This window comes from Pseudomonadota bacterium (assembly GCA_039033415.1).
In the GTDB taxonomy this organism is placed as follows: Bacteria; Pseudomonadota; Gammaproteobacteria; order Xanthomonadales; family SZUA-38; genus JANQOZ01.
Map to the genome: position 1 here is coordinate 75494 of JBCCCR010000018.1, position 13185 is coordinate 88678.

The 13185-nt window shown below is 63.6% G+C and carries 16 protein-coding genes; 4 read left to right on the forward strand and 12 right to left on the reverse strand.

The window, feature by feature from the left end; genetic code table 11:
* Nucleotides 1-159 precede the first annotated feature (159 nt).
* Nucleotides 160-2961, forward strand: a complete 2802-nt coding sequence (locus AAF358_15740; protein ID MEM7707008.1) for a valine--tRNA ligase — start codon at nt 160-162, stop codon at nt 2959-2961.
* Between the two features lie 52 nt (nt 2962-3013).
* On the opposite strand, the gene rimI is transcribed toward AAF358_15740, so the two are convergent.
* Entirely contained in the window at nt 3014-3478 is a 465-nt protein-coding gene (rimI, locus tag AAF358_15745; protein MEM7707009.1) for a ribosomal protein S18-alanine N-acetyltransferase, read from the reverse strand.
* Between the two features lie 32 nt (nt 3479-3510).
* Here rimI and AAF358_15750 point away from each other — a divergent pair, with 32 nt between their 5' ends.
* Nucleotides 3511-3867: a hypothetical protein gene (locus AAF358_15750; GenBank protein MEM7707010.1), complete on the forward strand. Its 357-nt coding sequence runs from the start codon at nt 3511-3513 to the stop codon at nt 3865-3867.
* 77 nt (nt 3868-3944) lie between these two features.
* Here AAF358_15750 and AAF358_15755 read toward each other — a convergent pair whose 3' ends face one another.
* The 8 genes from AAF358_15755 to pssA all read right to left on the reverse strand — a co-directional run bounded on the left by AAF358_15755 (nt 3945) and on the right by pssA (nt 10135).
* Nucleotides 3945-4556, reverse strand: a complete 612-nt coding sequence (locus AAF358_15755; protein ID MEM7707011.1) for an ABC-type transport auxiliary lipoprotein family protein — start codon at nt 4554-4556, stop codon at nt 3945-3947.
* Between the two features lie 11 nt (nt 4557-4567).
* Nucleotides 4568-5515: an MlaD family protein gene (locus tag AAF358_15760; protein ID MEM7707012.1), complete on the reverse strand. Its 948-nt coding sequence runs from the start codon at nt 5513-5515 to the stop codon at nt 4568-4570.
* Nucleotides 5516-5578: 63 nt separating this feature from the next.
* Nucleotides 5579-6385 carry an ATP-binding cassette domain-containing protein gene (locus AAF358_15765; GenBank protein MEM7707013.1) on the reverse strand — a complete coding sequence of 269 codons (807 nt, stop codon included), beginning with the start codon at nt 6383-6385 and terminating at the stop codon, nt 5579-5581.
* Nucleotides 6382-7173 (reverse strand): ABC transporter permease, encoded by a 792-nt coding sequence (locus AAF358_15770; GenBank protein MEM7707014.1) that lies wholly within the window; start codon nt 7171-7173, stop codon nt 6382-6384. Before AAF358_15770 ends, AAF358_15765 begins: the two co-directional genes overlap by 4 nt.
* 11 nt (nt 7174-7184) lie before the next feature.
* On the reverse strand, nt 7185-7508 hold the full coding sequence (locus tag AAF358_15775; protein ID MEM7707015.1) for an STAS domain-containing protein: 324 nt from the start codon (nt 7506-7508) through the stop codon (nt 7185-7187).
* Complete coding sequence (locus AAF358_15780; GenBank protein MEM7707016.1) at nt 7505-7927, reverse strand: ATP-binding protein; 423 nt, start codon at nt 7925-7927, stop codon at nt 7505-7507. Before AAF358_15780 ends, AAF358_15775 begins: the two co-directional genes overlap by 4 nt.
* A 2-nt stretch (nt 7928-7929) precedes the next feature.
* Nucleotides 7930-9192: a GAF domain-containing SpoIIE family protein phosphatase gene (locus tag AAF358_15785; protein ID MEM7707017.1), complete on the reverse strand. Its 1263-nt coding sequence runs from the start codon at nt 9190-9192 to the stop codon at nt 7930-7932.
* Nucleotides 9185-10135 carry a CDP-diacylglycerol--serine O-phosphatidyltransferase gene (pssA, locus tag AAF358_15790; GenBank protein MEM7707018.1) on the reverse strand — a complete coding sequence of 317 codons (951 nt, stop codon included), beginning with the start codon at nt 10133-10135 and terminating at the stop codon, nt 9185-9187. Before pssA ends, AAF358_15785 begins: the two co-directional genes overlap by 8 nt.
* A 196-nt stretch (nt 10136-10331) precedes the next feature.
* Here pssA and AAF358_15795 point away from each other — a divergent pair, with 196 nt between their 5' ends.
* Both AAF358_15795 and AAF358_15800 read left to right on the forward strand, forming a co-directional pair.
* On the forward strand, nt 10332-10766 hold the full coding sequence (locus AAF358_15795) for a DUF4124 domain-containing protein (GenBank protein MEM7707019.1): 435 nt from the start codon (nt 10332-10334) through the stop codon (nt 10764-10766).
* The gene (locus tag AAF358_15800; protein MEM7707020.1) at nt 10763-11041 is read left to right on the forward strand and encodes a hypothetical protein; all 279 of its coding nucleotides are present in this window, start codon (nt 10763-10765) and stop codon (nt 11039-11041) included. Before AAF358_15795 ends, AAF358_15800 begins: the two co-directional genes overlap by 4 nt.
* 43 nt (nt 11042-11084) lie before the next feature.
* Here the strand turns inward: AAF358_15800 and apaG are convergent, their stop codons facing one another.
* The 3 genes from apaG to pdxA are packed head-to-tail and all read right to left on the reverse strand — an operon-like array spanning nt 11085 to nt 13173.
* Nucleotides 11085-11459, reverse strand: coding sequence for a Co2+/Mg2+ efflux protein ApaG (gene apaG, locus AAF358_15805; protein ID MEM7707021.1), 375 nt, complete (start codon nt 11457-11459; stop codon nt 11085-11087).
* Nucleotides 11456-12220 (reverse strand): 16S rRNA (adenine(1518)-N(6)/adenine(1519)-N(6))-dimethyltransferase RsmA, encoded by a 765-nt coding sequence (rsmA, locus tag AAF358_15810; GenBank protein ID MEM7707022.1) that lies wholly within the window; start codon nt 12218-12220, stop codon nt 11456-11458. The genes apaG and rsmA overlap by 4 nt, the downstream gene beginning before the upstream one ends.
* The gene (gene pdxA, locus AAF358_15815) at nt 12220-13173 is read right to left on the reverse strand and encodes a 4-hydroxythreonine-4-phosphate dehydrogenase PdxA (GenBank protein MEM7707023.1); all 954 of its coding nucleotides are present in this window, start codon (nt 13171-13173) and stop codon (nt 12220-12222) included. The genes rsmA and pdxA overlap by 1 nt, the downstream gene beginning before the upstream one ends.
* Between the last annotated feature and the right edge of the window lie 12 nt (nt 13174-13185).

Below are 13185 nucleotides of genomic sequence, written 5' to 3' on the forward strand. Positions count from 1 at the left end.
CCCAAGGGGGCTCCCTTCGGGCGCGTCCCACAAGGCCTGGAGCGGCGTTGCGAGCCTTGGCCAGGGAACCACCCTGGCCGGCGCCTCGCGCCTAACTCCAGGGCCTTGTGGACACGCGCTGAAACTCAACAAATTAACGTGACAGGACACTAGCCTGCGATGGACAAGAGCTATCAGCCGGCGGCGATCGAGCAGCGCTGGTACGAGCGCTGGGAGGAGCTCGGCGTTTTTGCACCGACATCCGAGGGTCAGCCCTACTGCATCATGCTGCCGCCCCCGAACGTCACGGGCGTGCTGCACATGGGCCACGCATTCCAGCATACGCTGCAGGATGCCTTGACACGCTACCATCGCATGGCCGGCCATAGTGCGCTCTGGCAGTGCGGGACCGACCATGCCGGCATCGCCACGCAGATGGTGGTCGAGCGCCAGCTGGAGAGCAAAGGCCAGACCCGACATGACCTCGGCCGCCAGGCGTTCACCGAAGCCGTGTGGCACTGGAAGGCTCACTCGGGCGGTGAAATCACGCGGCAGATGCGCCGGCTGGGCGACTCGGTCGACTGGCAGCACGAACGGTTCACGATGGACGAAGGACTGTCAGCGGCGGTTCGCGAGGTGTTTGTTTCGCTCTACGAGCAGGGCCTCATCTACCGTGGCAAACGGCTCGTGAACTGGGATCCGGTGCTGCACACGGCGTTGTCCGATCTGGAGGTGGTATCGGAAGAGGAGCGCGGGCACCTGTGGCACCTGCGCTACCCCCTGGCGGACGCGGACGGCGACCAGCAGCAATTCCTGGTCGTGGCCACGACCCGCCCCGAGACGATGCTCGGCGACACGGCGGTGGCCGTACACCCCGACGACGAGCGCTATCAGCACCTCATCGGTCAGCGCATCGAGCTGCCGCTCAGCGACCGGCAAATCCCGATCATCGCCGACAGCTACGTCGACCCAGCTTTTGGTACCGGCTGCGTGAAGATCACGCCAGCCCACGACTTCAACGACTACCAGATGGGCCAGCGGCACCAGCTGCCGCTGATCAATATCTTTACGCCGGAAGCGGCGATCAACGAAAACGGCCCGCAGGCCTATCAAGGCCTCGACCGGATGGAGGCGCGCCGGCGCATCGTCGCCGACCTCGAGGCCGCCGGCCTGCTGGAAAAAACTGAGGACCATACGCTGACCGTTCCTCGCGGCGACCGTTCGGGGGCGGTGCTGGAGCCGTACCTCACCGATCAGTGGTATGTCGATCTGACCCGGGACCAGCAGCCCGACGGCCGTCCAGGCGGGCTGGCCGCCATCACCAAGCCGGCAATTGAGGCTGTCCGCAGCGGCGCGGTGCGCTTTGTCCCAAGCAACTGGGACAAAACCTACTACGAGTGGCTCAACAACATTCAGGACTGGTGCATCAGCCGCCAGCTCTGGTGGGGACATCGCATTCCCGCCTGGTACGACGACGCCGGTCAGGTCTACGTCGGGAACAGCGAGGCGGAAGTTCGGGAGAATCATGACCTTGGCGATCGCCCGCTGAAGCAGGACGAAGATGTCCTCGACACCTGGTTCTCTTCCGGACTATGGCCGTTTTCCACCCTGGGCTGGCCGGAGCAGACCGACCGGCTGCAGCGGTTTTATCCGGGCAACGTGCTGGTCACCGGCTTTGACATTATCTTTTTCTGGGTCGCCCGGATGATCATGTTTGGCCTGAAATTTATGGGCGACGTGCCGTTTCGCGAGGTGTACATCACGGGCCTCATCCGCGACTACCAGGGCCAGAAGATGTCCAAGTCCAAGGGCAACGTGCTCGATCCGCTGGACCTCATCGACGGCATCGACCTCGATGCGCTGCTGCACAAGCGCACCAGCGGCCTGATGCAACCGCAGATGGCGGCCAAGATTGAGAAGGCCACGCGCAAAGAATTTCCCAACGGGATCCAGGCCTACGGGACCGACGCGCTGCGCTTCACCTTTGCCGCCCTGGCAACCCATGGGCGGGATATCCGCTTCGATACCGGCCGTATCGAAGGCTACCGGAACTTCTGCAACAAGATCTGGAATGCGGCTCGCTACGTGCTGATGAACGTCGAGGATGAGGCTGTCCAGCAGCAGCCCGCGCAGGCTACCATCTTTGATCAGTGGATCGTTTCGCGCCTGAATCACGCCGCGGACCGGGTCAACCAGGACCTGAAGCGCTATCGCTTTGACCTCGCCTCGGCGGCCATCTACGAATTCATCTGGCACGAGTACTGCGACTGGTACCTCGAGCTGACCAAACCGATTCTGAACGCCGATGGACATCCCTCGGCGGCGCACACCCGCTACACCCTGCTGTCGGTGCTGGAAGAACTGCTGAAGCTCATCCACCCGCTGATGCCGTTCATTTCGGAAGAGATCTGGCAACGGGTGGCGCCCAAGCTGTCGATCGACGGCACCACGATCTCCACTCAGGCTTTCCCAGGCGTCAGCGATGACCGGAGCTACCCGGCGGCAGAAGAAGAGGTACGCTGGCTGCAGCAGCTGCTGCTGGGCCTGCGACAGATCCGCGGCGAGATGAACATCGCACCGCGCAAATCGCTGACGCTGCTCCTCGAAGGCGGCAGCGAGCAGCATCGGCGCCTGTTCGACCGACATGTGGAAATGCTCCAGGCGCTGGGCTCACTCGGCGATTGCCGCTGGCTCGCTGACGGCGAAGAAGCGCCAGCCTCGGCCTTTGCCAGCGCTGGCGAATTAAAGCTGCACGTCCCGCTGGCGGGCATCATCGACCCCAAGGAGGAGCTCGCCCGCCTGGACAAAGAACTCGAGCGAAAGTCCCAGGAGATCCAGCGGCTCAACGGCAAATTATCGAACGAAAAGTTTGTCGCTAACGCGCCGGAGGCGGTGGTCACCAAGGCGCGTGATCAGCTCGCCGCAGCGGAGTCGGAAAGTCGGGACCTGGCAGCGCAGATCGAGCGCCTAAGGAATCTCTAGGCCAAGCAGGCCATCCCTGGAACGCCTGGACAGTTAAGCGGCGGTCGCCAGCTCAGCTTTCCTGACCGAGCGAACCGCTCACGAGCTTCATCGCCATAATGAGGGCGTCCTCTCGGCCCTGCGCCGCCGGATAGTAGTTCGGGCGGCGCCCTACCACCGAAAACCCCCGCTCTTCGTAGACGGCGATCGCGCGCGTATTGCTCGGGCGAACCTCCAGAAAAATGGTACGGCAGTGATGCCATCGTCCCACGTTGATCAGACGATTCAGGAGCGCCAGCCCGTGGCCCAAGCCACGATAGGCTTCCGCCATACAGAGGTTTAGCACGTGCGCTTCACCGCCACCCGCCGACAGGATGCCGTAACCGATCACCGCGTCCCCCCGCTCGGCCACCCAGCAGGAATAACCCACCCGCAGACAGTCTTCAAAAATCCCCTTTGACCAGGGGAACGGGTAGGCCTGAGCCTCGATCGGCAGCACCGCGGCGATATCCCGCTCCACCATCGGTCGGATCTCCATCGCCGGAGACTCGAGGACCGCGCTCACGACTGTTGGGCCATCCAGCGTTTGAGATGCTGCCAGGCTACCCGCTTCAGGCCGGGGTCACTCAGCATGGCCGGTACCGATGGCAGCAGCAGCACGCTGCCCACCGCCACCACGGGGCGCTGGGTGAACCACAGCACCTGCCCCTCGAGCTCCGGCGGTTGGTCAGCGACCTGATAAACCGAAAAGCGTTCCCGCGCAAAGCCGGTGGCCCCCAGGATTTTGGCCAGCAGCTCGGGCCCGGGTTCGGCGGCGTCCAGGTCGAAGGCATCCTCGAGGTCCCAGTCGAGCAGGACGGTGGCCAGGGGATCAGAAGCCCGCTGCAGCAGCTTTGGCTCACCGCCGCCGCTGGCGCGGAGTGGTGATGCGACGTCCCGCGAACGGCGCTGCCAGCGTTCGATCTCAAGCGCCGACAGGCACTGCTGCTGACGGGCTGACAGGCTCAGAGCGAACCCTCTAGCTCACCCAAAAAGCGGTCGATGACCTCGTCCAGCGCACGAGAGAAGGCCGAGGCGGTATCGACCATCAGATCGCTTTCGGCCTGGACCTGTTCACGGTAGCTGCCGCGAAAAACCGCCTCTCCCTCCGCGAAGCCGGTGAACAGGATCACGTCCACGTCGATGACCGCGGAAGCCACACCGGCGTCGACCACCCGATCGAACTCCCGGATGCGGGTCCGCAGCCGGTAGTTCACGTCGCTGGACAGCCCCTCCGTGATCGACACCGCAGCGTTGGCGAGACGCAAACGCTCGATCAGTCTGCGCTGCAGCAGCTGCGGCGGCGGCTCTTCCCAGAAGTGGTAGTAATAGCGCCGCACCTCTACATGATCTTCGTCTTCGCTGTAGAGGATCCCCCGCTGACGCCGGATCCCCGCCGCACGGGGCACCTCGATCATCAGCCTGCCATCGACCGGCGGCGAGTCGAAGACCAAAGACGGCTCCGGCAGATTGCCCATCCGGTAGAAGCTGTCCTCCGGCACCGGCGTCGAGCTACAGCCGGCCAGTGTCAGTGCGGCCGCCAGCAGCGCCGGCAAGCATGGGGATTGGATGGTCACGTTGCGCCTGCTCACCGTGGATTTGCCCCCGTTTCGTCAGCCTCCGGCGAAAACAACAGCCGATTCGGGCTGCGGCGAATCGCGCGCGCAAACTCGTTCAGATTCCGGCTGGCCTCGTCGAGGTTGAAGGTGATGGAGTCCAGGCGCTGAGACAGCAGCAGCACCGAGGTCTCAAGCTCGGAAACCGTACCGGATATCCCGTCGCGGTTGTCGCTGGCGATAGCGCCGAGGTCAGCGATGAGCTGCCGGAGCTCGCTGCGCGCCTCGGCGAGCTCGCTGACCAGCAGCTGTGCATCCGCTGAGGTCTGACTGAAATTGCTCAGGATCGTGCTAACGTTATTCACGTTGTCCTGACCCATGAGGGTCTTGAGCGACTCCGCTGAGTCGTTCAGTCGGGCCAGCAGCTCGGTCACGTCGTCCACCAACACCGGCGTCGACGACTCCAGGTTGGCTGTGATGGTATCGACCCGGGTCGCCAGCAGCTCCAGCAGGGGCTCGACGTGAGATTCGGTGAGATCGGAAACGTCGTCGGCCAGCGCGTTCAGCGAGCCGAAGATATCCGAGGCCTCGCGCCCGATGATCTCGGAGTCGGGCTGAAGCAGCTGAGCCGATTCACCCTGGTTCAGGACAATAAAGACGTCCGACAACAGTCCGGATGTCGCGATGGCCGCCACGCTGTCAGACGGTATAGGCCAGTCCTCCTCCACCGTAAAGTCGATCCGAAAGGTGGTTTGCCCCCCGTCCCGCTGCGGGCTGATGGATTCGATCTGACCGATCCGGTAACCCTCAAAATAGACCGGCGTGCCGTAGCGCAGCCCTGCGACCTGCCGGTAGAACGTGTAGTAGTTATCGCTGGCGCCGCTGCGGCCGGTGAGCTGATACAGCACCACAAACAGCAGCGACATCCCCGCGAGCACCACCGCTCCGGCCAGCACGTAATTGACGTTATCTCGTTTCACAAACTTCGATTGGCCCCAATGGTGTTGCTGTGTTCATCTGCGTCGTCAGCTGCGGCGGGCAGCTTAGACATATTCTTCTTCCGTCAGGCGGCGCAGGTACTCCTCCGCATCCACCTTAACGTCTCGCGGCCGGCGGTTCAGCAGATCCTGAACGCGCTCCAGCTTGCTGTTTTTCACCTCGTCCACCGTGCCGGTCAGCAGTACCTTACCCTGATCCAGGACGGTGATTTTGTCGGCGATCTTGAAGGCGCTGTCGAGCTCGTGTGTGACCACCACCATCGACATGCGCATCGCGTCGCGCAGCTGCAGGATCAGGTCATCCAGCTCCGCGGCCACCACCGGGTCCAGGCCGGCGGAAGGCTCGTCAAAAAACAGCAGCTTCGGGTCCATCACAATCGCTCTGGCCAAGGCCGCACGTTTGATCATGCCCCCCGAAAGCTGGGACGGCATCAAATCCTGAAAACCACCGAGATTCACAACCTCCAGCTTGAGCCGGGACATGATCCGGATGGTGTTTTCGTCCAGATCGGTATGCTCCCGCAGCGGCAGCGCCACGTTTTCTCCGACCGACATGGAGGTAAACAGCGCGCCGCCCTGGAACGATACGCCCAGCTCCTTACGCAGGGCCTGAAACTCCTGGGCGCTGATCTCGGTGATGTTCTGATCCAGCAGCCTGATGGTTCCGGCGGTCGGTTTATAGAGTCCCAGCAGGTGCCAGAGCAGCGTGCTCTTGCCCGATCCGCTGCCCCCCATAATCACCCGGATCTCCCCCGCCGACATTTTAAGATCGACGCCGTCGAGGATCTTGCGGCGGCCGTAGTGAGTCACCAGCCCCTCAACTTCGATCACGGGTGGCGCTTGATCGCTCATCGGTTCAGGAAAAAGGTAAAGACCATGTCGGCGATCACAATCCAGCTTATCGCCATCACCACCGACTGAGTGGTGGCCCGACCGACCCCCTCTGCACCGCCTTTGACGTTGAAGCCCGAGCTTACGCCCACCAGCGCAACTATCGCGCCAAACACCAGCGACTTGGCCAACCCCTGCAGTACGTCACCCGCTTTGAGGGAGTCCACGCTGGCCACCAGGTAGGCCCAGAGCGACACGTCGAGGTTGGGAAGGCTGTAGACGGCGCCGCCGAAGATCGCGGCCGCATCCGCCAGCACGGTCAGCGTAGGCACCATGACCAGCAGCGCAACCAGCGGGGGAACCACCAGATAGCGTACAGGCATGATGCCGATCACCCGAAGCGCGTCGACCTCCTGCGATACCACCATCGACCCGATCCGGGCAGCCAGCGCAGACGCTGTTCTCCCGGCCACCAGGATGCCGGTGATCAGCGGCCCAAATTCGCGGGTCACGCCGATCGCAATCGCCAGGATCACCTGCGACTCGGCGCCAAAATTTTTGAGCGCGTAGATCGTTTGAATCGCCAGGCTCACGCCGATCGCAAAGGAGAGCACCATGACAATCGGGATGGCCTGGACGCCGGTCTCGACCATCTGGCTCGCCAGCGGCCCCATTTTAACCGGCTGTCCGCGGCGCCGACCGAATAAGATCCAGTAGAAGCTTTCGACCAGCAGCGCACCCATATACCCGAAGTTGCTGACCGCTTTCAGCACCCCTTGGCTCATGGCGTTGGCGGCTTTTTCCAGCACGGAGAGTCGACTCAGCCGGCCGCCTGTACGTCGGCGTAGATGGGAAAAACCTGGTCTAGACGAGCAAGCTCGAGTACCGCCTGCACCGCGCTGCTGATCGACACCAGACCAAACTTGGCGCCTTTGGATTTTGCGGTCTGATAGCCCTCGACCAGCGCCGCGATGCCGGAGCTGTCGATGTAGCTCACCTTCTCGAGCTCAACCAGCACGGCGTTGTTCTTGCCGAGCGCATCCAGGATCGCGCCGCGTACTTCCGACGACCAGGACAGATCGACCTCGCCGCTGACCGCAACAATCAGATACTCCCCCTGCTCCCTCGCTTCACATCCGTTCATGACGGCTCTCGCTCAATGGTTTTGGTCATTTTTAACACGTTGCCGGACCCATCGGTGGGACAGCTGAAGGACCACTCGTCCATCACCGAGTCGATGAAATTGATCCCCAGCCCGCCCGGCCGACATTCACTCAAATCCCTGGGTTTGATGCAAGCAGGGTCAACGGGTGGGGCGTTGTCCCGGAGGTGAAACGCCAGGCGGTCCTGGTTACGGGTCACGCGCAGGCGAATTTCGCCATCTTTCTGGCCCCCATAGCCGTGACGAATGACATTGCTGACCGCTTCATCGATCACCAGCTTGAGCTTATGCACCTGCGAATCGGAGCAGCCCGAGCCCTCGGCCACCTCCGCCACCGCCCGGCGCACGTCCTTCAGACGCGTTGGGCAGGAATGGAACGTCAGATCGAGCAGCGTCTGCAAGGTCAGCCTCTCCCGTCGACCACCAGCAGCGTGGTGTCATCGTTCAGCTGGCGCTGCCGCAGCTGACCGACAATTCTGCCGAGGCGGGTCTTGGCGGGACCAACGGCCTGGGTCGCGATCATCGCCCTGAGTCCGGCCTCCTCCAGCATGGCGCCGTCGCGACCCCGCGCTTCGGTCACACCGTCGGAGTAAAAGAACATCGTGCCATCGTCCAGGCTCACCCGTTCATCGGCGTAACCCGACTGCGGAATGATCGCGAGCGGCGGCGCCCCGGCGGGAAAGGTCTCCTGATGCCCATCGGGTCGGTGAAGAATCGGCGGCGGAAAACCGGCGTTCGACCAGGTTAGCGTGCCGGTCTTGGGCTCGAGATAGCCCGCGGCAGCGCAGATGAACATGCCGTCGCTGACGGTTGACAGCAGCTCGTTATTGACCTGGGCCAGCCACTGGCCCGGCGCTTGACCCGCTTTGCCGATCCAACGCAGCAGGCTGGTGGTGCGCACCATCAGCAGGGCGGCGTTCATGCCTTTGCCGGACACGTCGCCCACGGCAAAACCGATCCGACCATCCGGCAGCTCAAAAAAATCAAAGAAGTCGCCGGACACCTCACGCGCCGGGAGGTTGATTCCCTGCACAGGAAAGGGGGCGGGGCGTCGGCGCGGCAGGAGCGAACGCTGCAGCCGACGGGCCATAAACAGCTCTTTTTTGATGCGCTTTTGCTCGAGCAGGTTCGAGGCAAGCCGGGCGTTGTTGATCGCCAGCGCGGTGGGTGACGCCAACACCCGAAGCGTCTCCTGATCGTGTTCACCAAACAGGCCGCCGTCGAGCTTGTTGAGCACCTGCAGTACGCCGATCACGCCGCCCGACGTTCGAAGGGGTGTGCACAGAATCGAGCGGGTTCGAAAGCCGGTTTTGGCATCGACGTTGCCGGCGAAGTCCGGATCCTGGCTGACGTCGCGCACCAGCTGACACAGGTTTTCTTTGGCGGCGCGACCCACGATGCCCTGCCCCATATCGATGCGCAGCCCCGTGACGTCCACCGGGCCCGCGCAGGCTCGGCACTCGAGATCTCCCGACTGTCCGTCGACGAGAAACACAGAGGCGGCTTCGGCATTCATATAGCCGGAAATACGCTCGACGGCGCGATCGAGCGTCGCGGCGATGTCGATCGATTGGGCAAACTCCTGGCCCAGTTCCACGAGGAGGTCGAGATCGGAGAGCGCTCGAACCGGCGCCTCATCCAGCGCCCGGCTGATCGCCTCACTCACGGCTGTCACCGCCGGCCGCAGCGTTGGGGTCCGGGACAGACTCAACCTCGGGGCCATGCCGCTCGTCGTTGGCGGCGCGATTGGGCCGTCGGGTTTCAACGGGCGTCGCCGCCGGCTCGGTCTCATCGCCGCGCTCGCGTTCACGGCGCTGGCGAATCCTGTGGCGGAGGCGTTTGCGTCGGGAGCGGCCAATCAAGGTGAGGACCGGTCCTGAGGCCGCGTAGAGGTAGGCTACGGTGAACAGCAGCTTTGGCGGATCCAGGGCCAGCAGCACCAGCATGATCACCACCACAAAGATCCACAGAAACGGAACCCGGGCAGGCCACGACTTGAAGCTGTAATACCGCACGTTGCTCACCATCAGGAGCGCGGCGGCCAGCGTCACAACCAGGGTTGGCGCCTGCAGGCCGGCGCCGGTCACGCCTTCGCTTTCGCAGATCCAGACCCCGGTGACCAGCAGGGCAGCGGCCGCCGGGGACGCAATCCCCTGGAAGAACCGCTTATCGGCGACCCCCGCCTGCGCGTTGAAGCGCGCCAGGCGCAGGGCGGCGCAGGCGGCAAACAAGAACGAGACGAGCCAGCCCACCTTGGCCCAGAGCGCACCCCACTCGGCCATCGCCGCCAGCGACCAAAGGTAAACCAGCAGTGCCGGCGCCAGGCCGAAGCAGACCAGGTCGGACATGCTGTCGTACTGGACGCCAAACTCCGACTGCGTGTTGGTGAGCCGCGCAATACGTCCGTCCAGACCGTCGAGCACCGCGGCGATGATCAGCGCTTCGCAGGCGTCGCCAAACCGGCCGTTCATGGCCGCCACAATGGCGTAGAAGCCGGCAAACAGGGCGCCTGTGGTCAGCAGGTTTGGCAGCAGGTAAATGCCGCGGTGGGGTTTACCCACCCCGTCCTGCGGACCGCTGGATGATGGCTGGCTTTGCGAGTCGCTCACTGGTTTGGGGATGACACAGCAGTGCTGAAACCCCGGTATTTTAGCAGCGTTCGCAGACTTAAGGCCGCAAACCGCCGATGGGTAGGCTTTTTTACCCGGAAACGGAGGCGCATAATGCAGGGATCGGTAGCAAAAGGTGCGGGCAATGAACGCAAAAAAGCGACAGATCGGCCGGAAATCCCACCGCGGATGGTTAGTGAGTCTCGCTCCAGCCCTGGCGCTGACCCTGACACTGGGCAGCAGTTTGGAAACACGGGCGGCGGAGCGCGTTTACAAGTGGACCGACGAAAACGGCACGGTGCATTTCACGTCGACCCCTCCCCCGGGCAGCCAGGCAGAGCGGGTAAAGCTTCGGAAGGCCCCGCCCGCACCGCCGACCGAAACCACCAGCACCTCGGCGCCCCAGGGTGAGCTCTACGCTGAGTCGGAGGAGCCGGACAACAGCGAGATCGAGGAAGAGAACCGTCGGATCCAGTGTCAGAAAGGCCGCAACATGATCGCCCAGATTGAGCCACGGCCGCGCGTCTTTCGCGTGGAGGACGACGGTAGCCGCACGTACCTGCTCGACGAGGAGCGAGAGGACCTGCTGACCGAGGCGCGCGACCTCGTCGCGGAGCACTGCGACCCGTGAGACGTCGCCGGCGCAGCGTCGTCAAGCCAGCGGTGCTGCTGTTGCTGCTGGCCGGCGTGGCCATGGCGGGTTTCTGGTACTACCAGCCGCAGCAGCGGCCGGATTGGGTCACCGAAAGCCTGCCGATCGCGCCAAAGTCCAAGGTTGCTCTCTACCGCTGGAAAAACGACCGAGGCGAATGGGTCGTCAGCGACCAAAAGCCGGCGGCCGGCGTCGAGTTTGAACGGGTAGAAATCCGGAACGACGTCAACGTGATGCCGTCAAACGGCAACTAGCTAGTTTCTGACACCAGCCACGGATGGCCTTTGTGACGATCGGCTAATGCAGGATGCCAGGCATGCTGAGGCGGAAACGGGGAATGGGGAGCTGAAACTCACGGCCCGAGTCGTCCACGAGCACGTAATGGCCCTCCATGGTGCCCACCGGTGATTCCAAGATTGCGCCGCTTGAGTAGCGGAAAGCGCTACCCGCTTCGATCACCGGCTGCTGACCCACAACCCCTTCGCCGACCACTTCCTCGACCCGACCCGACCCGTGGGTGATCAGCCAGTAGCGGGACATCAGCTGGACCCGCATGTGGCTCTGGTTAGCCACCTCGATCTGGTACGAAAACACGTAGCGCTCGGCGTCCGGGTCGGATTGATCAGAGAGATACAGTGGCCGGGCGCTGACCTTCAGGTCGGGCGCATTCATGGCGTTACCGCATTGGCGATCGCGACAAAGTCTGCCGGCGCAAGCTGTTCGGGTCGGAGCGTTGGATCGATGTCCAGAGATGAGAGCTGGGCTGCCGTGAGATGCGACCGCAGCGAATTTCCCAGCTGCTTGCGCCGCTGGGCAAAAGCGCTGCTGACAACGCGGGAAAACACCTCGTAGCTGCGCGCCCGCGAGGGCAACTCGGCGTGGGGGATCAGGCGTACCAGGGCCGAATGCACCTTGGGCGCCGGCATAAACGCGCCGGGGGCAACCGTAAATAAACTGCGCACCTGACAATGATACTGCAACATGACGCTCAGTCGACCGTAAACTCGGCTGCCCGGCTGCGCAGCCATCCGCTGCACCACCTCCAGCTGAAGCAGAAAGTGGGCGTCGCGCAGCTGGTCGAGCTGATCCAGGCAGTGAAACAGCAGCGGGCTGGAAATGTTGTACGGCAGATTGCCCACTACCCGGTAAGGGCCCTCGCCGAGCTCAGCAAACCGCACGTCCAGCGCGTCCCCCTCAACAATTCGTGCCTCGCTAAAACCGGGGTCAGACGACAGCTCTGCCACCAGGTCCCGGTCGATCTCGAGCACCGTCAGCTTCGCTCCAGCGGTCATGAGCGGCCGACTGATCGCGCCGTGCCCCGGTCCGATTTCCAGCAGCCGCTCGCCCGGTACCGGCGCAATCGCACCGACAATTTTGTCGATGACGTTCGGATCGTGGAGGAAATTCTGGCCGAAGCGGCGCCGGGCGCGCATCAGCTCGCCATCGTCACAGCCGTGGCGAGGGCAGCTTTCAGGCTGCCAGGGTCGGCAATGCCCTGACCGGCGATGTCCAGCGCGGTGCCGTGATCAACCGAGGTGCGCACGATGGGCAGGCCGAGCGTCACGTTGATAGCACTCCCAAACCCAACGTACTTCAGCACCGGCAGACCCTGGTCGTGATACATCGCCAGCACCGCGTCATGCCGCTCGAGCACCCGCGGCGTAAAGACCGTATCAGCGGGCAGCGGACCGGTGAGTTTCATTCCGCGGGCACGCAGTGACTCGACGGTCGGGGTGATGGTGTCCTGCTCCTCGGTTCCCAGATGCCCGCCCTCGCCCGCATGTGGATTGAGGCCACAAACCGCGATGGCGGGGTTGGCAATGCCGAAACGCTGCCGCAGCCCCTGATCGATGATCGCCAGCGTCTCGCTGAGCATCGAGCGGTCGATCGCTTCCGATACGCGGGCCAGGGGCAGGTGGGTTGTCGCAAGGGCGACTCGAAGATCCCCGGCCGCCAGCAGCATGACCACCCGCCGGGTATTCGAACGCTGGGCGAGAAACTCGGTGTGCCCGGTGAAGGCGATGCCTGCGTCATTGATGGCGCCCTTATGAACCGGACAGGTAACCATGGCGGCAAAGTCACCGCCGGCGCAGCCGTCAAAGGCACGCTCGAGCATTTCGACAACGGCAGGTGAGTTGCGCGTATTGAGTGTACCCGGCTGCACCGGCGCAGCGGCCGGGACATCGAGCAGCTGGCGGGGGGCGTTTTGGCCCGCTCGAAACGGCGCGAGCTCTAGCGACTGGCCCAGGGACTCTGCGGCCTGGAGCAGCGCCGCGCCGCTGCCGACGAATACCAGAGGCACCTCGGCGCCTCCCGCCGCCAGCCGGACGCAAAGCTCCGGACCGATGCCCGCCGGGTCACCGACGGTGACCGCAATGGGTTTCACCTGGTGTCCTGT

Coding starts and splice junctions, on each gene's coding strand:
- AAF358_15740 (MEM7707008.1), top strand. CDS start 160: ATGGACAAGAGCTATCAGCCGGCGGCGATCGAGCAGCGCTGGTACGAG.
- rimI (MEM7707009.1), bottom strand. CDS start 3,478: ATGGAGATCCGACCGATGGTGGAGCGGGATATCGCCGCGGTGCTGCCG.
- AAF358_15765 (MEM7707013.1), bottom strand. CDS start 6,385: ATGAGCGATCAAGCGCCACCCGTGATCGAAGTTGAGGGGCTGGTGACT.
- AAF358_15775 (MEM7707015.1), bottom strand. CDS start 7,508: ATGAACGGATGTGAAGCGAGGGAGCAGGGGGAGTATCTGATTGTTGCG.
- apaG (MEM7707021.1), bottom strand. CDS start 11,459: ATGAATGCGCCCGACCTGAAGGTCAGCGCCCGGCCACTGTATCTCTCT.
- rsmA (MEM7707022.1), bottom strand. CDS start 12,220: ATGCGCGCCCGGCGCCGCTTCGGCCAGAATTTCCTCCACGATCCGAAC.